Genomic DNA, 21,405 nt, shown 5'->3' with positions numbered 1-21,405 from the left:
TAATAATTTCCTTGTTAAATTGATACTTGATTGGTTATGGTAGAGTTGACTAATAAATTTCTCTCAAATAGAAAGTTGGAAACATTGGTGGAGAATCAAACCTCTTACACACTTAATAATGCAGCTTTACATGTATTTGAAACACACCAGCAGGCAGACCGTGTATTGTTAAAGTTTGACCAGCCGGTATTGGCTAGTATGATAGAAGGAAAGAAAATAATGCATCTAAGGGATTATGAATCTTTTGATTTTTTACCTGGTGAGTCTTTAGTGCTTCCTGCCAATGAAACTATGTGCATAGATTTTCCGGAAGCGATGAGAAAAAATCCAACGCGTTGCTTGGCATTGGCTATTTCTGAGGATAAGATAGATAAGGTATTGCAGCTCATGAACGAGAATATGCCCAAGCACGATAATAAGGAGTGGGGGTTAATGGATTACAATTTCCATTTTGTAAACGATGCGGGTATCTTCCAAATTCTACAACGTTTATTGTTCTTGTTTTCTGAAAACCATCCATCCAAAGATTTCTTTGTAGATAATATGTTGCGGGAACTTATCATTAGAATCTTGCAAACCAATGAACGTAAAATTTATTCGAGTTCTACGTTACAACTAAATTCTAATAGTAGATTGGCTACGGTTATACGTTATATTAGAGAGCATCTCCATGAGCCTTTAAATATTGTAGAGTTAAGTAATAAGGCATGTTTGAGCCCCTCGCACTTTCATAGAGTCTTTAAAACTGAATTAGGAATCTCTCCTATTGAGTTCATTAACAACGAAAGAATAAAACTGGCCGTAGGTCTTCTTCAGGACCCAAAGCGGAGTATAAAGAATGTCTACTTGCAATGTGGTTTTGAAAGCCGCTCGTATTTTAATAGAGTATTTAAGACACGCCAACATCTATCGCCAAGTGAGTATCAGGCAAAAACAATGAATATTCGTAATCAGATGTAGTCTTAGATGCTAAAAGTGGTTCCTTCTTTACCATCTTTTAGTTGAATGCCAAGTTCTGCCAATTGGTCGCGAATTTTATCAGAGGTCGCAAAATCTTTATTTTCCCGAGCATCTTTTCGCAATTGAATCAAAAGTTCTACAACACCAGAAAGCTTTCCGGCATCTTCAGAAGTACCTCCTTTTTGCTCTAGGCCTAAAATGTCAAAAATAAATGCATTTAAGGATTGGGTGAGTGTTTCTTTATCCCCAGCGGTAATGCTTTCTTTACCTTCTTTGATTAGGTTGACATGCTTAACCGCTTCAAAAAGGTTGGCGATGAGGATTGGTGTGTTGAAATCATCATTCATAGCATCGTAGCATTGCTGCTTCCATGCTTCAACGTCAAAATCACTACTTATACCAGTCTCTAAAGCTTCTAAAGTGGAAAGCGTATCCATTAAGCGACCGAATCCTTTTTCAGAGGCTAATAGAGCATCGTTACTTAAATCTAGAATACTTGTGTAATGTGCCTGCATCATGAAAAAACGAACTACTGAAGGCGAAAATGCCTTGCTCAGAATATCGTTCTCACCAGTAAATATATCACCAGGAAGAATGTTGTTCCCAGTAGATTTAGCCATTTTTTTGCCATTCATTGTAAGCATATTGGCATGCATCCAATACCGTACAGGTGAATGTCCATAACAAGCTTCGGCCTGAGCTATTTCACATTCATGGTGTGGAAATTTAAGGTCCATACCGCCACCGTGAATATCAAAGGTCTCTCCTAAATATTTGGTACTCATAGCTGTACACTCTAGGTGCCAACCAGGAAAACCATCTCCCCAAGGAGAAGGCCAGCGCATTATATGCTGTGGCTCGGCTTTTTTCCAAAGCGCAAAGTCTTGTGGACTTTTTTTCTCGTCTTGACCAGCCAACTCACGAGTATTGGCAATCATATCTTCTAATTTTCGTCCACTCAATTTGCCATATTCGTAGCTGTCATTGAACTTGGAAACATCAAAATATACGGAACCGTTAACTTCGTAGGCAAATCCTTTTTTAAGAATATCCTTTATAATTTCTATTTGCTCAATAATATGCCCTGTAGCCGTAGGCTCTATACTTGGAGGTAAAAAATTGAACTGTTCTAATATATTATGGAAATCTATGGTGTAGCGTTGTACGACTTCCATAGGTTCTAGCTGCTCTAACCTTGCTTTCTTCGCAATTTTATCCTCGCCATCTTCAGCATCATCAACCAAGTGACCGGCATCTGTAATATTACGCACGTAACGCACCTTGTAGCCAAGATGTCTTAGGTACCTAAATATCATATCAAAAGACATAAAAGTACGGCAGTTTCCTAAGTGTACATTACTGTAAACTGTAGGGCCGCAGACGTACATGCCTATATGGCCTTCATTTAAAGGTTCAAATATTTCTTTTTTACCGGAAAGGGAATTGTAAATCTTTAACTGCTGGTTCTGATACAAATGCATGTTATGCTTGGGCTATTGAAATTTGGTCTCTAATTTTATATACTCTAAAAATTCGCGGCGTACGGAATCTTCTTTAAACTTACCGCCATACTCAGCTGTTACCGTGCTGCTTTCTATGTCGCGTATGCCTCTTGAGTTTACACAAAGGTGTTTAGCGTCAATTACACAGGCAACATCTTCAGTGCCCATAACTTTTTGAAGTTCTCTAACAATCTGGATGTTCAAACGTTCTTGTACTTGTGGTCTTCTAGCATAATAATCTACCACACGGTTCATTTTAGAAAGCCCAACAACCGTTCCGTTAGAGATGTAGGCAATGTGTGCACGACCTACTATTGGTAAAAGATGGTGTTCACACGTAGAATAGAGCGTAATGTTCTTTTCTACAAGCATCTCGCCGTATTTGTACTTGTTGCTAAAAACAGATGATTTTGGTTTTTTATCCGGGTTAAGCCCACCAAAAATCTCTTTTACGAACATTTTAGCAACTCTGTTAGGAGTACCTTTAAGACTATCGTCATTTAGGTCTAGGCCTAACGTGAGCAATATCTCTCTAACATTATCTTGTATTTTTTCAATCTTTTCGTCATCGCTTAACACGAATGCGTCTTCACGTAAGGGTGTATCTTCCGATGCGGAAACGTGATCGTCTCCTAAATCTTCAAATTGCTTTTCCAAAGTACTATCAATTTTCATCTGCTTATATCTATTGGTATTTCTAATGCCCAATTCGTCTTAAAAAGTTTCGATACATTACACTTCGTGCCAAGTAAAACGAACTGCAAAGATATACATAATATGGCACTTTATGTTCTATAAGTCCTGATACACAACATAAATTGCTGTTAACAAAAGTAAGGAGGTACTTTTATATTATATAAGTTCTAGCCCGTAAAATGAGTCGTTTTATAATCTTATGGTTTGTGTTATTCTTTTGGGGAATAAGTGTGGTTTCTGCACAAGTTTCTTCAGATTGTAGCAATGCTATACCTATCTGTAATAATACTCCTGTAAATGGAGGTACAACAGGTTTTGGTATAGATGATTTTAATAGTGCCGCGACTAGTGGCTGTTTAGAGCAGACTTTAAGTGGAGTAATAGAATCCAATTCTGCTTGGTACAGATTTAGAACTGGTGCCTCGGGGCAATTAGGGTTCAATATAGGAATTGATACTTTGGAAGATTGGGATTTTGCCCTGTACAAATCTAATGACTGTAACAATTTAGGTGAGCCCGTACGATGTAATTTTTTCGATAATCAAGATGAAAATACGTTTGTTGGGGTAGGAGAGGATCCTTCTGGAAATACTGAAAACGTTCAATATGAAACTTGGTTAGAAGTAACACCAGGTGAAGATTATTATTTGCTACTTAATAATTTCAGTAACAATAATTCTGGATTTTCCATACAGTTCTCTGGTCATATATTCGTTACCAACCCTTTTGATGCTTTAGATTGCTCTATCATAAATAATCTCCTTGGGCCTCCAATAGCGGCGTGTGAAAATGAAACCGTTATTTTAGATGCTACAACTGTGGACGCATTGTCTTATAGTTGGTTTATTGATTTGGGTAGTGGTTTTACGCTGGTGTCAGGTGAAATTGGTTCTACTTATGAAGTAAGTGCATCTGCCAATTATAGGGTAGAGGTTGCTCGTTCCGCTGGAAATATTATTAGTGATGTTCAGGTCTTTTTCTCAACCATGCCAGTAGCAAATAGTGTGTCTGATGATGCATCCTGTAGTGGCTTAGCAGTTTATGACCTTACTAAAAAAGATAACGAAGTTTTGGGTAGTCAAAGCGCGAATGAGTTTTTAGTTAGCTACCATCTTACTATGACTGATGCAGTTGATGGTGCAAATGCTCTGCCCAAACAATACCCGACCCAACCTGGTTCTCAAACTATTTATGTACGTCTTACTTCAATTGGCAATTCTAGATGTTTTGATGCTTCGCAGCAATTTCAACTGGTTAATTTAGAAACGCCTAGTTTAGATTTTTCTTCAGAAGCTTTTTTGTGCGAGGATAATGCAGGGATTACTATTGGTCTGGAAAATGGAAGTTCAAATTACACTTACCAGTGGGGTTCTGGTGAAACAACGCCTAGTATAGTAGTGTCCGTTGCAGGAGAATATAAACTGACCGCTACAAATACCCAATCTGGTTTAAGTTGCAGTGCTGCTAAAGTGGTTAATGTACTAACTTCAAGACCGCCGCAAATCATAGATATTGAAATTGAAGATCTTAGAAATAACAATACGATTACTGTAATTACTGATAATTTGGAAGAATACGAATACCGATTAGACGATGGTGCTTATCAATCTGGTCATAAGTTTTATCAAGTAGAACCAGGAATGCATACGGTGTCCGTTAATAATCCAAAAGGATGTGGAGATGTTACAGAGGGTATCGTTGTGGTAGGTTTTCCAAAGTTTTTTACACCAAACGGCGATAATTCTAATGATTATTGGAGTATTACCGGAGTAGAGCTATTGGATTCTCCTGTAATAACTATTTACGATCGTTTTGGAAAATTACTAGCTCAATTAGGTTCAACCGATTCTCAATGGGATGGTTCTTTAAATGGTAAGCTTTTACCAGAATCCGATTACTGGTTTAAATTAACATACACCGCTGGAGATGGCCAAACTGTAACGGCCAAATATATTAATAATCACTTTTCTTTAAAGCGGTAGGGTTCGGAATCTATATTTTGATTAGGTATTTCATCGATAAACCGCCTAAAATTTACGTCTAACATACTAAAATAACGCTCTTTGAGTTATTTAATAGTATCGTTTTAGCCCCATACTTATGCGCTTTTTACTATCTATTGTCTGTGTATCTTTTTTCTTTAGCACAGAAATTCAAGCACAAAATTCAGCTGATTGCCGAACGGCCATTCCCGTTTGTGCTGATGCACCCATTATGGGCTATGCAGATGGTTCAGGTGCAATAGATGACTTTGACCCAGAGGTGATAATTGAAACAGGCTGTCTTGAAAAAGGTAGTGTCAGTAATGCTAATATTGAAAATAACACATCTTGGTTCGTATTTAGGGCCGGTACCGAAGGCCAGGTTGGGTTTGATTTAGAAGCGCTACCCGTTAGCGGTTCTGGAACACCAACAGCCGAATGGGATTTTGCCGTTTATGGCCCTGATGTGAGTTGTGTAGATGTTAGTTCTGGAGCGGTTGAGCCTATACGATGTAACTATGAAGTAAATACTACAAGGTTTACAGGGCTAGGGGTTAACCCAGAAGATGGGAAAGCCGGTGTACCTTCTATCACTCAGAATTTGAATACGTATGATGAGTATTTAGATGTGTTGCCTGGTGAGTTATACTATATTCTAATCAATAATTTCAATACTAATTTTGATGAAGAACGGGAGCCTTTTATGCTCACATTTACAGGAAATTCAGTGAAAGCTAACCAGAAGACGGCTCTTGACTGTACTTTGCGTGATGAATTTTTGGGATTGGATATAACCGCTTGTGAAGGTGATCCAGATATTCCATTGATTGCATTGAATTCTCCGGCAGGTCCAAATTTCACGAATGTTGCTTGGACGGTAGATTATGATGACGATGGTGTAATTGATGCACCTTTGGGTTCTGGTCCTTCTGCTACTGAGATTGCGGTATCAAGTCCTAATTCGGGCAGGTATTATGTTGCTATAACTACAGACGAGGGAACTATAATTGAAGATGATATTCTCATAACTTATTATGGAATTCCTGTACTTGATCGTGTTGAAACGCTGAATACCAACTTATCATTGGATCCTGACATGAACAATATAGAAGTTTTTGTTGATGGCGATGGTGAGTATGAATATGCTATTAACGAAGGTGAATTTCAAGACGATGCTGTTTTTAACGATGTTCCTCCGGGCATTAATACCGTAATTATTAATGATAAAAATGGATGTGGAACAACAGAGGCTATTGAATTTTTAGTGGTAGGTTATCCTAAGTTTTTTACACCTAATAATGATGGTGCCAATGATACATGGAATATTAAGGGTATTGAAACCTTAACGGATCCAGTGGTATTTGTTTTTGACCGCTATGGTAAGCTCTTAGCACAATTAAGTACAGGCACAGATTGGGATGGAACATTAAACGGAAACCTATTACCATCTTCTACGTATTGGTTTAGATTAGAATATGGTGAGCAAGAAAATAATATAGAGGTGGCTAAATTAACTAAGGCCCATTTTGCTTTAAAAAGATAAAAGTCCGGCATAAGCCAGACTTTTAAATCAATAATAATATGTGTGTTTCGTTAGAAATTCAAAGTATATCCTAAAGTAACATTTGTATTAACGTTGTTCAATAAGGCAGGAGTATTAATTCCTGTATCAAAGAAGTATTGAAGCACATCTTGTTCCGTACGGCTTACAGCTAAATCTAATCGGCTTCTGCCAAAATTATAGCCTACACCGCCTGAGATTCCATTAAGGTCTCCAACGATATTTCCACTTTCATAAGGGCTTTGCTCGTAACGATAGCCTGCTCGTAAGCTTACTCTTTTTATTCGGTATTCACCACCAACTCTAATTGAGGAAACACCACCTAAACTTTCTGAAATAAATACATTTTCATCGGCAAAATCAGAATTACTAGTGGGTCTTAATTCTGCATTGGACATATCTTGGTAACCGTAATCAAGACTTAAAAGTCCGCTTTTACCAAAAACAGCAGAAATACTTCCTGTTACTTTTCCAGGTGTTTTTATCTGATAATCAAAGATGTTTATGTAATTAAGGTCGAAAAAATTGAAATTGTCTGGCTTTAAGGGGTAATTGTTATCTATTCCTTGCGAGAAATTATCTGTTAAACGATACCAAGTTGGTGATTGGTAACTAGCTCCAACTCTAATAACATCATTTAGTTTTGCAATTGCTCCAAGGCTAAGAGAAAAACCTGTTCCATCAGTTTCTAAAAGATTATCAAAAGCAACAAATCGTGTTTCACCTACATCATCATAGGATTCATCGTATTGGTTAAATTGATCATATTGAATCGTATGAAAGTTCATTGAGGCTCCAAAATAAAGATAGTCGCCATATTGAGTAGCGGCGTTAACAGTAAATTTACTGTTGTAGCCAGTTACTATTTGTCTAAAATCCTGATTAACGGTTTGGTAATTTGCATTTGAAAAATAACCGGTGTTTTTGTCTTCGAACTCAACAGGATCTATAATACCCGATTGAAAACCTAAAAAGGCTTGTTGGGGTATAAACCCTAAGTCATTAGTCGCACCAATATCTAGGTAAGCCTCGCCAATAGTTCTATTATCAGGTACTCCTATATCTTCTAATCGTATACCCTCTGCATTATCTAGAAAATAGTTGTCAATACCTTCATTGCTTGACCCTTTTGTAAGAAGACGGTCATCAAAATTTTGAACAACATCGTAGTTAAGAGCTAAAGATAATTTTCTCCATTTACTATCAGGATTTGTGGATTTAAAAACAAATGCACCACCAACCTGGTTGATATCAAAATTGTTATTGGTAGAGTTGCTTAGTGTACCGTTGTAATCAGAATCTGTATTTCTGTTATAATTAGTTCCCGATATTGAGAATATCCCATTATTGAAAACAGCACTGCCGGCAGGGTTGATGTTCAAAGCGGATAAATCACCACCTAAAGACCCAAATGCACCTCCCATGGCTTGAAAACGAGCAGAGCCTTGTAAGTTCTCAGTGCTGTAACGTAATACATCATTTATATTTTGAGCGCTTGCAATAGCACATGCAAACAGCCCTATGAATGTTATATATTTTCTCATTCCTGGCAATTTTTAAGTAAGTTACTTTTGATTTATGGACTTAGTTTCGACGGCTTGATGACGACGACGACGATCTTGAACTCGATCCAGATGATCTAGAGCTTGACCCCGAAGAAGACCTGCTTGAACTACCGGAACTGTAAGTTCCAGAACTTCTTGAAGAGCTTCCAGAGCTTCTGTAAGTTCCACTGCTAGAACTACTTCTGCTTGTTCCAGATGATCTAGAAGTACTTGTTCTAGGTGTTGTGCTCCTGTAAGTGCCACCATTACTCGTTCTTGTTCCAGAACTTCTATAGGTAGAAGAACGTGGAGTAGTCGATCCGCTGCTTCTATACGTATTGCTACGCGAAGAGCTATTGTAAGTTGGTGTAGCTCTTGTGCTTCTACTAGTTCTGTACGAGCTATTTCTATCAACACCTACGGTTCTTCTTGATGCTGCCGAAGAACGGTTCGTGCCAGTGCTTCTTGAGCTACGTGCAGTTGTGCTTCCGTTTGCATTAGATCTTGATCTAGTAGCAGAGTATCTAGGTGTAGATCTGCTGCTTCTATTTACATTTGATCTAGATGCATATCTAGAATTGTTTCCTGAAATGGCGTTGGTGTTTGTGTTGTAACCTCTTCTACTGCGATTGTATGCATAGCTTCGGTTTCTGTGCGAGTAATTGTTGTATCCATTGTAATAGCCATAAGGAGGACACCATGTTCCGTAACCACCCCAGCCAAAACCGTTGTAACCACCGTATCCATATCCGTAACCGAAGCCACCCCATCCCCAAGGACGGTATCTGTTTCTCCAAGGATTGTAAAAGCCACCATATCCGTAGCCACCCCATCCATAAGAATTATATAACCATGGAGAGCTCCAGGCAAAACCGCCGTAACCATTCCATCCGTTATCGTAAACATTGATTTCTACACCGGTCGCATTATCACCCCATCCTGCGTAACCGGCATAATCATTGTCGTTATTATAATAATCGGTAAGTTCTCCGCCAGAAATGCTATCTTGAGCCGTTCCGCTTGAATAAGAATCTACATCAGTGAAAATTTCACCATCAAGCGTTTGGTCATATTGACCGGCCTGTTGTCCGAAATAGTCAGAATATGGTTCATCATTAGCTTGAGCTTGTTGCTTAGTCTGTTGCGGTCTTGTCTGGCGCTCCACACTAACTTGATTGTCACTGGAATAAATTCCGTCATTATCATAGTATGAGGCTGATTGGTATGAGCCGCAAGACACTGCAACAATGCCAGTTAGGGTGCAAAGTGCAATGAGACGAATTTTACTGTGGGATGGTAAATGTATCATGGGTGCAATTTTTATTGTTGAACATAGTAAAAATAAGTAGTTTTACCCAATTATTTTGCTAACATAAGCACAAGTTTTGTGCCAAACTAAATATAATGGGTAAGAATTTGACGAAACGCAGCGAGGATTATTCCAAATGGTATAACGAACTCGTGGTAAAAGCTGACATGGCTGAAAATTCAGCTGTAAGAGGTTGCATGGTGATTAAACCTTACGGTTTTGCTATCTGGGAGAAAATGCAAGCAGAACTAGATAGGATGTTTAAAGAAACAGGGCATGAGAATGCTTATTTCCCGCTATTTGTGCCCAAAAGTTTATTTGAAGCCGAAGAAAAGAATGCGGAAGGTTTTGCAAAAGAATGCGCAGTTGTTACTCATTATAGACTTCAAAATGACCCGGACAAACCTGGTAAATTGAGAGTTGACCCAAACGCTAAATTAGAAGAAGAACTAGTTGTGCGTCCAACCAGTGAAGCTATTATCTGGAATACGTTTAAAGGTTGGGTGCAATCATATAGAGATTTGCCTTTGTTAATCAATCAATGGGCCAATGTGGTTCGTTGGGAAATGCGTACACGTTTGTTTCTTAGAACAGCAGAGTTTTTATGGCAAGAAGGCCATACGGCTCATGCTACTGAGGCTGAAGCAATAGATGAGGCTAAAACAATGAACGGGGTCTATGCTCAGTTTGCTGAAGAGTTTATGGCTATGCCTGTTATACAGGGGGTTAAAACTGAAAGCGAGCGTTTTGCCGGAGCAATAGAAACTTTTTGTATTGAAGCATTAATGCAAGATGGTAAAGCATTACAAGCAGGTACTTCTCACTTTTTAGGACAAAATTTTGCTAAAGCATTTGATGTTAAGTTTGCTACCAAAGAAGGAAAACAAGAGTACGTTTGGGCTACCTCTTGGGGTGTGTCTACAAGGTTGGTAGGAGCTCTTATAATGAGCCACAGTGATGATAATGGCTTGGTGTTACCTCCAAAATTGGCGCCAATACAAGTTGTGATTGTTCCAATTTATAAAGGAATTGAGCAATTAGATGCTATTTCTGAAAAGGTTGGGCCATTGGTGAAAGAATTGAAAGCTAAAGGTATTTCAGTGAAATTTGATAATAGAGATACACATAAGCCTGGTTTCAAATTCAATGAATATGAATTAAAAGGTGTTCCCGTTCGTTTGGCTATTGGTCAGCGTGATTTGGAAAACGGTACGTATGAAGTTGCTCGTAGAGATACGTTGGCCAAAGAGACCGTTCCTATGGATGATGTAGTAGCAAAAATTGAATTTCTGCTAGAAGACATTCAAAAGAATATTTATCAGAAGGCACATGCTTTTAGGGAGGATAATATTACCGAAGTAGATACATACGAGGAGTTTAAGAAGGTTTTGGAAGAAAAAGGTGGGTTTATTTCTGCTCATTGGGATGGTACTAACGAAACTGAGGAAAAAATAAAAAATGAAACTAAGGCAACAATTCGCTGTATCCCCTTAGCTACCGAAAACAAAGAGGGGAAGTGTATTGTAACCGGAAAAACATCATCAAAAAGAGTACTTTTTGCAAAAGCTTATTAAAAAATATATGCTAACTATTGTGTTAGTAAAAAATAATTGTATTTTTGCATCCGCAATTGCGCAAAGTATGGTCCGTTCGTCTAGGGGTTAGGACGCCAGGTTTTCATCCTGGTAACAGGGGTTCGATTCCCCTACGGACTACAAAGTACAATTGAACGGTAGATGGGTTCTCAAGTAGAATTCGCGAAGTCTTAAGTTTAGTGTCGTACTTAGAGTGTATTTATTGGTCCGTTCGTCTAGGGGTTAGGACGCCAGGTTTTCATCCTGGTAACAGGGGTTCGATTCCCCTACGGACTACAAAAGGTTCGATGAGCATTGGCGAAAAGGAATTTTTAAAAAAATTAACAAGTTAGAAAAAGATGGCAAATCACAAGTCAGCATTAAAAAGAATCAGAAGAAACGAAGCAGTACGTTTACGTAACCGCTATCAACACAAAACTACTCGTAACGCTATTAAGAAATTACGTAGCGAAGAAAGTAAAAAAGATGCTGAAGCTTTGTTGCCTAGCATTGTTAGCATGATCGATAGATTGGCTAAGCGTAATATTATTCATAATAATAAAGCGGCAAACTTGAAGAGTAAATTAGCAAAGCATGTAGCTGCGTTGTAAGATTTATAAAATCTAAAAAAAGCCCTGATGTAATCTTACATCAGGGCTTTTTTTGTGCCCATAAAACAGTGAAATAGCTTTATTCTGGTAACCTTCTTCTCATTCGTAAAAAGCCGATTATAAAACATAAGTAGCTTACTATTATTAAGATAAAATGGATTCTTTTGACTATTGGAGGGTTTGGTGTTTCCTGTATTGTATGGATGTAACGTATCACCTTTATTGGAAGATAGCCTGCATAAAAAACTATTAGCCCGGTGCTTAACCAGAATAGAAGATTTTCTTTTGTTGTAAAAAATTTCTTGAGAGCAAAGAACTTTTTCAAGTATAAAATGGAACAATAAATAAGAACCAGACCACCTGTTATATACGAGTATACTTGTGGTAGTTTACTAAAATCATCAATAAAAGCATTTGTAATACAGACTACCAAAAAGAAAATAGCTCCATATAATATATTTCGCTTTTGTTTTAAATCTTCAATGTAAAACCGGAATATATAATAGAAATAGAGGTAGAATACCAGCATATAAATATTGTATATCAACCAATTATAGTTGTGGTAGGCGTCCGCTGAAATTAAACTGAATTCTTCGTAGCTATTTATTAAATAGCCTAGGAGTTCATTTAATAACGTGTAAAAAAATATAATAGGTAGATACTTAAGTCTTGAATCAAAGTATTTGGGATACTTATATAAAGACAATAGCAACGTTACCCCATAGATGGGGATGTACGAGTTTTGTAAAAAATAATCTACATTCTCCAAAAGATGTCTATTCTGTTAGTAATGATTATGGATTTGAACCTCCCTCATTCTTTGTGGTACTTCTTGCTGCATAAAAGGGTGCATTTGAGAAGGAGAAAAATCCTGGTAAAAACGAAGCTTCGTTTTTGGTGTTTGGAGATGTTTGGTTTCCTTCTTGGCCTTTTCTAGGATTAAAGTTATCATCTAACAAAACAATTCTGCGCTTGCCATCCGCAGCATCATCGGTATAAAATATATGGTCAGCTCCATCTTTATTTACGGTAGGTGACATCATAATTGAATTTTGCCTTGGGTGTTGTACTGGTCTACCGTCCTTATATTTTTTCTCATTGGCATAATTGGCAAAGTAAAATCTCATTGTGGTAAGTTCTTCCCCTGATAACTTAGCTTCATTTTCAATATAAGCTAGGTATTCTTTTAAATCTTTATAATTATAAGACACATAGCGTGCAACCTTGAATCTCTCTGCGCTTGCTTCTATGTTATTTTCTTCTGTGGAATTCTGAACTTTTTGGTTATATAATTTTTTTGGGTCTCTTTGCTTTTTGTCTATTGCGTCTTCATATCCTTGAATGAGGTTTACACGTCTATTTTCATAGTTAGCGTATAGTTTGTGAGCCTTTTCAGGGAGAATGATGCCATTGTCGTATGTGTCGTTTAATACGGTCTCACAAGGGCAGTCAGGGCAAGGTTCTGGTTTGTCGTCTAGCCGACATCCTGTAAAAATTAATAAAAGAATAAGGGTCGCGCTAGTAAGCACGGATTTTCGCGAATTTTTCATGACATAAGTTTTTTAAAGTTCTACTTTGTTATACATGCAAAATTCGGGGGAAGAAAATTTTTTGCGCTATAAAGATATCCGAAAAAACGGATAATTAGGATGCTATTCGCATAATTCCGTAATCTTTAGACTACTAGCGCTACAAATAAGAAAAGGTTTTATGTTTTTTCTACGAATAAGCAGAAGGGATATATCCATAAAAAAATCCCGAATTCCATTTTATAATTAGGAATTCAGGATTCTATAATTTGTGATTTCAGTAAATCAATTGCTCTTATTGATTCATAGTAAGCAAGAATTCATCGTTATTCTTGGTCTGTTTAATACGTTGTTCAATAAACTCCATAGCTTCAACAGGATTCATATCTGCCAAGTACTTTCTCAAAATCCACATACGTTGTATAGTGTCTTTATCCAATAATAAATCATCTCTACGAGTACTAGATGAAGTAAGGTCAATAGCAGGGAATATTCTTCTGTTAGAGATTTTACGATCTAACTGTAGTTCCATGTTACCTGTACCTTTGAACTCTTCAAAGATAACTTCGTCCATTTTAGAACCAGTTTCAGTAAGTGCAGTAGCTATGATAGATAGAGATCCGCCGCCTTCTATGTTACGAGCAGCTCCAAAGAAACGTTTTGGTTTATTTAATGCATTAGCGTCTACACCACCACTTAATACTTTACCAGAAGCTGGTTGTACGGTGTTGTATGCTCTTGCCAAACGGGTGATGGAGTCTAGTAAAATAACAACATCATGACCACATTCTACTAATCTTTTTGCTTTTTCTAATACGATATTTGCTACACGAACATGTTCAGAAGGTTCTTTATCAAAAGTAGAAGCAATTACTTCACCTTGAACATTACGTTGCATGTCAGTAACCTCTTCCGGACGTTCATCTATTAAAAGAATAATTTGATAAACTTCAGGATGGTTAGCTGCAATACCATTTGCGATATCCTTTAATAGCATTGTTTTACCCGTCTTAGGTTGGGAAACAATCATACCCCTTTGCCCTTTACCAATAGGAGAAAATAAATCTATAATTCTTGTAGAAATATTACCCTGTCTTTCGGCTAAATTGAATTTTTCATCTGGGAATAAAGGTGTAAGATGTTCAAAAGAGACACGGTCACGAACTATTTGAGGGTCAATTCCGTTTATTTTGTTCACCTTAATAAGAGGGAAATATTTTTCACCTTCTTTTGGTGGTCTTACGTTTCCTAGAACAGTATCTCCAGTTTTCAATCCAAATAATCTAATCTGAGATTGTGATACATAAATATCATCAGGAGATGAAAGGTAGTTGTAATCAGAAGAACGTAAAAAGCCATAACCGTCTTGCATAATATCAAGAACGCCTTCGCTTTCTATAATACTGTCAAATTCAAATTCAGGTTCCTTGTAGCGGTTTTTTAAATCCTTGTCAAAATTGCTTTTGTCGTAGGTAGCTGGCTTTTGGTTACGCTGATTTTTGTTGTTCCCGTTGGGGGTATTCTGGTTTTTGTGTTGAGGATTGCTTTTAGGCTCTCTCTTAACAGGTCTTGGGCGCGGTTTTTTAATTTCTGTTGGTTGCGCTGGTGCAGCTTGTTCTGTGCTTACCGGTTTTTCGGGAGCAACAACAGCCTTAACTTCAGGTTTCTTTTCTTCGGTTACGGTTCTTGGCTTCCTAGGTCTTGGTTTCGGTTTAGGTTTTGGCTCTGTTGTTTTTGGCGCGGTAACTTCTGCCACAACTTTGGGGTTGGCTGCTTGTACATCCAAGATTTGATAAACAAGGTCCAGTTTTTTTAGGGTTTTGAACTTTGGCACATTAAGGCCTTTGGCAATTTCCTGCAATTCAGGCAGTTTTTTTGCTTTTAAATCTGAAATTTCAAACATTAAGTATGATATAAATTATACGTCTCTTGAGATTGATAAGAAGTGAATTGTTATCTGAGTATTACGAAGGAAAGATTTCCCGATAGGTAAGATAATAACTAATAATCTCACAATATTACGAATTATTTTGCTTTCGACACTGCTTTTTTTGAAAAAGACGTGTATTTTTGTGACGTACAATGATGTTTAGATAATGATTCAAAGAATACAAACTATTTATTTATTGATAGTAGCCCTTATTGCGGGTATACTACCATTCTGGATAAACCTTTGGTCAGATGTAGAAGGAAATGAAATATTTGCCAGAAATGACGTTTTTATATCTGGAGCCTTTTACATATCGGCAGTACTTGCTGTAGTTACTATAGTATTATTTAAAAATAGAAAAAATCAATTTGTGTTAAACAGATTGAACATGATATTAAATATTTTTTTACTAGGATTTTTCGTTTACCGGTCGCAAAATTTATCCGGAGAGATTTCGGTCTCGGAGAAGGGTATTGGGATGCTGATTCCTATCATTTCTATCGTTTTCTTGGTTCTTGCAAATAGAGCCATAAAAAAGGATGAGGATCTTGTAAAATCTGTGGATCGTCTACGATAAACCTTACATCTTAGTAGTATTAGTGCGTAAAACCCGGAGTAGTTACCGGGTTTTTTTGCGCCTTGTTTTTAGCTAAAAATCTTCTTTTCTCAGAATATATCACAGAAGTGTCCCATAATATCAGGTTTCTGTGATAGACTCTTTATACTTCCTTGAATACTTCGTGATACCACCTTTCTATGTTTGTCCCAAGAAACAGCAGAGCTATCGATAGTCGATTGTAAAACTGTTTAAAAAATGATAAACAATTTAAATTTTACGATTATGAAAAACAGAAACTTTTCTATTGCTCTTGTAGCTTTGGCCATGACAACATTTGTAGTAAGTTGTTCAGATGATGATGTAGAAACGGTAACAGTTACTGAAACAGTTGTTGAGACAGAAACTATTGAAGTAGATTCATCTTTACCGGTAGGTGATTTAGCAGTCGCATCAAGTGGAAGTTTAACGGCTGAAAGCGGTACACCTACACAAGGTTTGGTAGAAATAGGTATGGACACTGACGATACAAGTTTTGTTCACTTTGCAGATGATTTTACTACTGAGTTAGGTACGGGTACAGTAGGTATATTTTTATCTACTTCGGAAACGTTTACCGCAGATCCAGCAAACGGAAATCCAGATTTAATGTTAATAGGTAACGTACGAAGTAACGGGGAGATGTTTATTAAGTTAGATGCAGCACCAGATGCAAAATATACACACATCATCTTATGGTGTGCTACGGCTAACATTCCGTTCGGAAATGTAGCATTGAATTAATTAGAATTTTATGGCCTTTGGGAATAGAGATACATGATTCTGTTTTTCTATGTTTCCCAAAGGCTTTTTTTAGGTATCTGGTCTTAGGGACTAAAATATCTACTTATAACCTAACAGAATTATGAAACAAAATAAATATATCATTCTCTTGATGCTTTCTTTTTGTGCTACTTATTTACAAGCACAAAGTGGATGGACTAGAGAAGCAAAAGGGTTCTACGTTCAGGCCACAGCATCCTATTTTTCTTCTAATGATTACTATACGACGGAAGGTAGATTAGCTGATCAGGGTAGTACATTTAATAGCAGCGGACTTTTGTTGTACGGAGAATATGGTATTTCTAATAGACTTACGGCTATAGTAGATGTTCCTTTGGTAAGATTAAATAGCTTTAGTACAACAGAAACAGTAGGGGGTGTTGGAAATATTCAACTAGCTGTAAAGTATAAATTATTAAAAAATTTCCCGTTGTCTTTACAGGTAGCATTGGATATACCTAGCAATGACGGCGAGAATTTTGCACAATCTAAAAGTCCTGATGACTTCGGGCAGATTAACGAGATTAACTTGCCTTTGTCAGATGGTGAGTTTAATGTATGGACCACCTTAGCTGCATCTCATGGTTTTGCTAATGGAAAGACCTATGCATCCGCATTTACTAGTATCAATTTTAGAACAGAATCTTTTAGCAATCAACTTCAAGTTGGGGCAGAGGTAGGCCACTTATTCTTTGATAAATTGTATTTGATAGGGAAGTTGAAAATTCAAGAAAAACTATCTTCTGAAATCAATAATCAAAGTGGCTCATTTTTATACGGAGAGGGAACCACCTTTACAAACATTGGAATTACATCTATGTATAAATTGAACGACCATTTAAACCTAGTCGCTAATTATTCTGATTATGCGGGTTTTTTGGTAGAACGTAAGAATATTTATGACGGGGGGACTATTTCATTAGGATTGTCTTTTGAATACTAATTCAGAAAAGTAAGATTGCCATTCTATTCAGGATAGTTCTGTAGAAAAAAAAAGTGTTTTATTGTATTAGCTATTTCAAACCCGGGTTAGATACCGGGTTTTTTTTGTTTCTCAAAATCACTGAGATACGCATTTATAAAAAAATGAACTATTACGGAATTTTCTATTTTCGTAGATTTTTCCTCTTTCTCATTGTAGTTTAAAAACTACTGGAAAACCAGTATTTTTATACGAATATGATCTTCCGTAACTATATTTAACTACATTTGGTTGCCTTCAAGTAGAGAATTACTGTACTTAGGCAGACCATTATTTCCAAACCAATTTTAGTACTCTAATAACTTATCAGTGGGCAACTTTGAATTTTTCATCGATGTTCTTTGCAGAGTTTGTATAGAATTTTTTAACCCTAAAACCTGGAATAATGAAAGCTCCCCCAATTTTCTTGTCTGGCTAAAGTCAATTTTTTTAGTAATCAACTTTAGTTCCCGACCAGCCCCTTTTTCAAATACATCGCAAATAACTTCAGGTTTATAGCACGTCCGATAATCGGATGCGCAATTGAATACCCCTAAATTTTGAAGTTATGAGAACAAAAATTACTTTATTTTCAGCCGTTATGCTTTTGGCGATGGTTTTTGCAGTACCAATTTATGGTCAAAACTCTCTAATTTTTTCTAACCCTCCAAGCTCGGTTAAGGTAGGAGATAATAAAAAAGTAAGTGTAGCCTATACGAAACAAGGCCCAGGAACAGTCTATGTTCAACTCTGGATTATGTATTTAGATGGCTCCAAGGTAAAAGAATGGACAGAAACAGCAACCAAAAAAAGAGGTACGGCATCTTTTGATATTGAAATTCCGCAAACCTCAAATGGAAGTTATAAGTGGTATGCACAATTAATGAACAGTACATGGAGTGATAGATTAACATACGTAACTGGGCCTTCGCTGACAATAGGCTCAGCAGAGTCTTCTGACACTGCCTTTGGTGAATGTTTGCCGTCCGATCCAAGAAATGGAGTTAAATGTTATGATGCCAGCAAGAGTGACAGGGTTTATGATCAAGATATGGGTAACGGATACTGGAGTAATTGGTATGTTTCAAAACCTAATTCTAGTCGTTGGGCCGGTGAGTGGAAAGGTCCCTTAAAGGCTAATTTTAAAAGGGGGACTAATCCATGGGTAGAATGGACAAACACAACCACCGATGCATATGAACACAATGAATTCGATTTAAAGATTCGAAAATCTGCGGATAGAGGAAATGGTGGTTTGCCTGCTAAAATAAGTACAATACAGGGTTCGATAAATACGTCAATGACAGGCAAGTATTCTTCGGGAAGTAAAGGTAAGGGACATATTAATATGACCGCTTGGCTAACTGAAACGGGTGCCTGGAGCGGTAATAGGGTTGATATTATTGTTCATGCTTTTGATAATCAAGGAAAATTTTATCAAAAGTACATATATGATGGTTCGGGCTACGAAACTTATGTTAACATGGGTTCTTTCGGGGCAACTAATGGTAAAAATTATAGGGTGTTAAGATCAAGACCTGGTGGAGCAGGTGAGCTTGCTTCTTATAATCTTATTCCTGATTCTGAGGTACAGGCGAATCCAACTAGTAATATTAGTACTTCTTTAATCAGATCAGACATTGATATGAAAATGATTATTGATAGGGTGATAGAACTAGAGAGTAAGTTCGATGGATATAAAATACCTATAAATAACAGTTGGCACATATTTAATTTAGAATGGACTGTGGTAGGTCAATCTGGTGCTTACAATAATGATGGCAGTAAAAAATTTATACCAAATAGTAAAGGCCGTTTTACATTTACTTCATATAGCATACCAAATGTTAGAACTTCTACTTCTCTTAAAACACAAATAGCTCAAAAGGATTCTATAGTTGAAGCTAAAGATTTCAGCGTATCTCCCAACCCTTTCATCAATTCATTTGAGTACGAATACAGTGTAAAAAATTATGATGATGTTACGGTGGATTTATATGCTCTAAATGGTAGAAAAATAGAGACTTTAAAAAATAAGGAAAGCCATAGGCCGGGAAATTATAGTGATGTGGTAGATACTAGCGACCTGGATGCCGGTATTTATATTTTAAGAATCAACACTTCTAAAGGCGAGGAGGCAATCAAACTAATCAAAAATTAATTTTTCAAAACATTTTTGAAAGTTCCCGTTCCATTGTGGGGTGGAGCGGGTTCTTTATCCAAGGTTTACGTCCTGTATCTAATTCAAACAAAAGTTAAGAACACTAATATTGAAATTATGAAAACAAAAATTACACTGCTTTTTGCAATACTTTTTTCGTTTGCGAGCAATGCTCAAAACTCTTTGGAGATTACTTCTGCTCCGAATATAATGGGCCCGGGGGAGGGAGTCAATGTATATGTCAATTTTACAAAAGAAGTGTCAGAGCCGGTTTATATTCAATTAAGACAATTATCGCCAACTAAAGATGTAATTAAGGAAGTAATGGTTATGAGGGATACATCTTCTGGGGAAATTAATTTTCAGTTTTATACTAATGCTTTTAATTCAGGAAGTGATAATATATGGCATGTTCAAATGTATAATAGTGATTGGTCAATGAAACTTGCTGAGTCTTATGGTCCTAACCTAACAATTAGTGCTGGGCCTTCATCTGCGTCATATAATAGTATTAGTGTTTTTTACCCGCCAGAAAAAGCTTCTGCTGGAAGTACAGAGGTAATTAAATTTCTTTTTAGTAAAAAGTACTCAGGTAAAGCTATTTATCAAGCAAGGTTGTTGTCTAAATCTGGAAAAATATGGGCGCAAAATACAGTATCTAATAGTGATGGTACTGGCGGCCTAAGTATTCCTGTGAACATCCCATCTAATATTCCTCCTGGCGCTGATTATAAATGGAATGTTCAAATGTACGATAGCAATTGGAAAACAGTTCTTGCAACAGTAACTAAAGAAGGGAAAGAAATAGTAGGAAAGACAACAAATATGAAAGCAAAAACACTTATTGTTTCTAATAATTCTCAAGAAGAAATTCTTAATGATTTCACAGTCTCTCCCAACCCATTCGTCAATTCATTTGAGTATGAATACAGCGTTGAAAACTATGATGATGTAACTGTAGATTTATACGCACTCAATGGCAGAAAAATAAAAACTTTAAAAAGTAAAGAAAGTCATAGGCCTGGAAATTATAATGATATAGTTGATACCAGTGATTTAGATGCGGGAATCTATATTTTGCGCATCAATACTTCTCAAGATGAAAAAGCATTAAAACTAATCAAAAACTAATACCCTTGGAACCTTAGAGTTGAAAACCTGCACTATTTTATAGTGCAGGTTTTTTTTATTTAAGCCCCGCGCTTCCCTAGTTCTATAACCTCTAGGTCTTTTATATCTTTACCGTCTATGGTAAAGCGTAACATTGTCCGTATTTGGTGAAAACCGTGTTTTCCACATGCACCAGGGTTCATATGTAATACGCCCAGTTTTTTATCCATCATTACTTTAAGGATGTGTGAATGTCCAGAGATGAATAATTTTGGGGGGTTGGCCTTTATAATATCACGTGTCCTGATATTATATTTTGGAGGATATCCTCCAATATGAGTCATAAAAACTTCTACACCTTCGCAGAAAAAACGGTTGTTAAGAGGAAATTCTTTTTGAATTACGTGGTCATCAATATTTCCATGAACCGCTCTCAACGGCTTAATTTTTTGTAAAGTATCGGTTACTTCTAAGGTACCTATGTCTCCAGCGTGCCATATTTCATCCGCTTGACGGGCATATTTTAAAATAGCATCATCCATATGCGAATGGGTATCAGAAAGCAATAGAATTTTGGTCATGTACTGAACTAAAAGT

17 protein-coding genes and 2 tRNA genes are annotated in these 21,405 nt (G+C 36.8%); 12 read left to right on the top strand and 7 right to left on the bottom strand.

The window, feature by feature from the left end:
* The first annotated feature begins 36 nt into the window (after positions 1–36).
* Positions 37–960, top strand: a complete 924-nt coding sequence (locus HW347_RS13120; RefSeq protein ID WP_214612280.1) for an AraC family transcriptional regulator — start codon at positions 37–39, stop codon at positions 958–960.
* A gap of 2 nt (positions 961–962) precedes the next feature.
* On the opposite strand, the gene cysS is transcribed toward HW347_RS13120, so the two are convergent.
* The gene (gene cysS / locus HW347_RS13115; protein WP_214612279.1) at positions 963–2,441 is read right to left on the bottom strand and encodes a cysteine--tRNA ligase; all 1,479 of its coding nucleotides are present in this window, start codon (positions 2,439–2,441) and stop codon (positions 963–965) included.
* Positions 2,442–2,453: 12 nt separating this feature from the next.
* Positions 2,454–3,137 (bottom strand): GTP cyclohydrolase I FolE, encoded by a 684-nt coding sequence (folE, locus tag HW347_RS13110; RefSeq protein ID WP_194532324.1) that lies wholly within the window; start codon positions 3,135–3,137, stop codon positions 2,454–2,456.
* 200 nt (positions 3,138–3,337) lie between these two features.
* On the opposite strand from folE, the gene HW347_RS13105 reads away from it, so the two are divergent.
* Together HW347_RS13105 and HW347_RS13100 are read left to right on the top strand one after the other, a co-directional pair.
* Positions 3,338–5,140: a T9SS type B sorting domain-containing protein gene (locus HW347_RS13105; protein ID WP_214612278.1), complete on the top strand. Its 1,803-nt coding sequence runs from the start codon at positions 3,338–3,340 to the stop codon at positions 5,138–5,140.
* A gap of 118 nt (positions 5,141–5,258) precedes the next feature.
* Positions 5,259–6,683 carry a T9SS type B sorting domain-containing protein gene (locus HW347_RS13100; protein ID WP_214612277.1) on the top strand — a complete coding sequence of 475 codons (1,425 nt, stop codon included), beginning with the start codon at positions 5,259–5,261 and terminating at the stop codon, positions 6,681–6,683.
* Positions 6,684–6,733: 50 nt separating this feature from the next.
* Here the strand turns inward: HW347_RS13100 and HW347_RS13095 are convergent, their stop codons facing one another.
* Positions 6,734–8,245, bottom strand: coding sequence for an OmpP1/FadL family transporter (locus HW347_RS13095; protein WP_214612276.1), 1,512 nt, complete (start codon positions 8,243–8,245; stop codon positions 6,734–6,736).
* A 40-nt stretch (positions 8,246–8,285) separates the two neighbouring features.
* Positions 8,286–9,554: a hypothetical protein gene (locus HW347_RS13090; protein WP_214612275.1), complete on the bottom strand. Its 1,269-nt coding sequence runs from the start codon at positions 9,552–9,554 to the stop codon at positions 8,286–8,288.
* Between the two features lie 95 nt (positions 9,555–9,649).
* Between HW347_RS13090 and proS the strand changes: the two genes are divergently transcribed.
* From proS to rpsT, 4 genes are all read left to right on the top strand, one after another.
* Positions 9,650–11,128 carry a proline--tRNA ligase gene (proS, locus tag HW347_RS13085; protein ID WP_155594492.1) on the top strand — a complete coding sequence of 493 codons (1,479 nt, stop codon included), beginning with the start codon at positions 9,650–9,652 and terminating at the stop codon, positions 11,126–11,128.
* A 69-nt stretch (positions 11,129–11,197) separates the two neighbouring features.
* Positions 11,198–11,269: transfer RNA gene (locus HW347_RS13080), tRNA-Glu, on the top strand.
* 84 nt (positions 11,270–11,353) lie between these two features.
* A tRNA-Glu gene (locus tag HW347_RS13075) sits at positions 11,354–11,425 on the top strand.
* A 62-nt stretch (positions 11,426–11,487) separates the two neighbouring features.
* Complete coding sequence (rpsT, locus tag HW347_RS13070; protein ID WP_155594491.1) at positions 11,488–11,739, top strand: 30S ribosomal protein S20; 252 nt, start codon at positions 11,488–11,490, stop codon at positions 11,737–11,739.
* A gap of 794 nt (positions 11,740–12,533) precedes the next feature.
* Here the strand turns inward: rpsT and HW347_RS13065 are convergent.
* Positions 12,534–13,289: a hypothetical protein gene (locus tag HW347_RS13065; protein WP_214612274.1), complete on the bottom strand. Its 756-nt coding sequence runs from the start codon at positions 13,287–13,289 to the stop codon at positions 12,534–12,536.
* A gap of 274 nt (positions 13,290–13,563) precedes the next feature.
* Positions 13,564–15,171: a transcription termination factor Rho gene (rho, locus tag HW347_RS13060; protein ID WP_214612273.1), complete on the bottom strand. Its 1,608-nt coding sequence runs from the start codon at positions 15,169–15,171 to the stop codon at positions 13,564–13,566.
* Positions 15,172–15,364: 193 nt separating this feature from the next.
* Here rho and HW347_RS13055 point away from each other — a divergent pair, with 193 nt between their 5' ends.
* The 5 genes from HW347_RS13055 to HW347_RS13035 all read left to right on the top strand — a co-directional run bounded on the left by HW347_RS13055 (position 15,365) and on the right by HW347_RS13035 (position 20,829).
* Positions 15,365–15,775 carry a DUF4293 domain-containing protein gene (locus HW347_RS13055; RefSeq protein WP_214612272.1) on the top strand — a complete coding sequence of 137 codons (411 nt, stop codon included), beginning with the start codon at positions 15,365–15,367 and terminating at the stop codon, positions 15,773–15,775.
* A 264-nt stretch (positions 15,776–16,039) separates the two neighbouring features.
* Entirely contained in the window at positions 16,040–16,537 is a 498-nt protein-coding gene (locus HW347_RS13050) for a DM13 domain-containing protein (RefSeq protein WP_214612271.1), read from the top strand.
* Between the two features lie 121 nt (positions 16,538–16,658).
* Positions 16,659–17,519: a hypothetical protein gene (locus tag HW347_RS13045; protein ID WP_214612270.1), complete on the top strand. Its 861-nt coding sequence runs from the start codon at positions 16,659–16,661 to the stop codon at positions 17,517–17,519.
* A 586-nt stretch (positions 17,520–18,105) separates the two neighbouring features.
* Positions 18,106–19,698 (top strand): T9SS type A sorting domain-containing protein, encoded by a 1,593-nt coding sequence (locus HW347_RS13040; RefSeq protein ID WP_214612269.1) that lies wholly within the window; start codon positions 18,106–18,108, stop codon positions 19,696–19,698.
* Positions 19,699–19,815: 117 nt separating this feature from the next.
* Positions 19,816–20,829 (top strand): T9SS type A sorting domain-containing protein, encoded by a 1,014-nt coding sequence (locus HW347_RS13035; RefSeq protein WP_214612268.1) that lies wholly within the window; start codon positions 19,816–19,818, stop codon positions 20,827–20,829.
* Positions 20,830–20,888: 59 nt separating this feature from the next.
* On the opposite strand, the gene HW347_RS13030 is transcribed toward HW347_RS13035, so the two are convergent.
* On the bottom strand, positions 20,889–21,389 hold the full coding sequence (locus HW347_RS13030; protein WP_194532311.1) for a metallophosphoesterase family protein: 501 nt from the start codon (positions 21,387–21,389) through the stop codon (positions 20,889–20,891).
* Positions 21,390–21,405 lie beyond the last annotated feature (16 nt).

Source organism: Zobellia barbeyronii, assembly GCF_018603515.1.
GTDB lineage: Bacteria > Bacteroidota > Bacteroidia > Flavobacteriales > Flavobacteriaceae > Zobellia > Zobellia barbeyronii.
This window is presented reverse-complemented; position numbering and strand designations above follow the sequence as displayed.

Coding starts and splice junctions, on each gene's coding strand:
- rpsT (WP_155594491.1), top strand. CDS start 11,488: ATGGCAAATCACAAGTCAGCATTAAAAAGAATCAGAAGAAACGAAGCA.
- HW347_RS13120 (WP_214612280.1), top strand. CDS start 37: ATGGTAGAGTTGACTAATAAATTTCTCTCAAATAGAAAGTTGGAAACA.
- HW347_RS13045 (WP_214612270.1), top strand. CDS start 16,659: ATGAAACAAAATAAATATATCATTCTCTTGATGCTTTCTTTTTGTGCT.
- HW347_RS13105 (WP_214612278.1), top strand. CDS start 3,338: ATGAGTCGTTTTATAATCTTATGGTTTGTGTTATTCTTTTGGGGAATA.
- cysS (WP_214612279.1), bottom strand. CDS start 2,441: ATGCATTTGTATCAGAACCAGCAGTTAAAGATTTACAATTCCCTTTCC.
- HW347_RS13100 (WP_214612277.1), top strand. CDS start 5,259: ATGCGCTTTTTACTATCTATTGTCTGTGTATCTTTTTTCTTTAGCACA.
- rho (WP_214612273.1), bottom strand. CDS start 15,171: ATGTTTGAAATTTCAGATTTAAAAGCAAAAAAACTGCCTGAATTGCAG.
- folE (WP_194532324.1), bottom strand. CDS start 3,137: ATGAAAATTGATAGTACTTTGGAAAAGCAATTTGAAGATTTAGGAGAC.
- HW347_RS13030 (WP_194532311.1), bottom strand. CDS start 21,389: ATGACCAAAATTCTATTGCTTTCTGATACCCATTCGCATATGGATGAT.
- HW347_RS13090 (WP_214612275.1), bottom strand. CDS start 9,554: ATGATACATTTACCATCCCACAGTAAAATTCGTCTCATTGCACTTTGC.
- HW347_RS13035 (WP_214612268.1), top strand. CDS start 19,816: ATGAAAACAAAAATTACACTGCTTTTTGCAATACTTTTTTCGTTTGCG.
- proS (WP_155594492.1), top strand. CDS start 9,650: ATGGGTAAGAATTTGACGAAACGCAGCGAGGATTATTCCAAATGGTAT.
- HW347_RS13095 (WP_214612276.1), bottom strand. CDS start 8,245: ATGAGAAAATATATAACATTCATAGGGCTGTTTGCATGTGCTATTGCA.
- HW347_RS13040 (WP_214612269.1), top strand. CDS start 18,106: ATGAGAACAAAAATTACTTTATTTTCAGCCGTTATGCTTTTGGCGATG.
- HW347_RS13065 (WP_214612274.1), bottom strand. CDS start 13,289: ATGAAAAATTCGCGAAAATCCGTGCTTACTAGCGCGACCCTTATTCTT.
- HW347_RS13050 (WP_214612271.1), top strand. CDS start 16,040: ATGAAAAACAGAAACTTTTCTATTGCTCTTGTAGCTTTGGCCATGACA.
- HW347_RS13055 (WP_214612272.1), top strand. CDS start 15,365: ATGATTCAAAGAATACAAACTATTTATTTATTGATAGTAGCCCTTATT.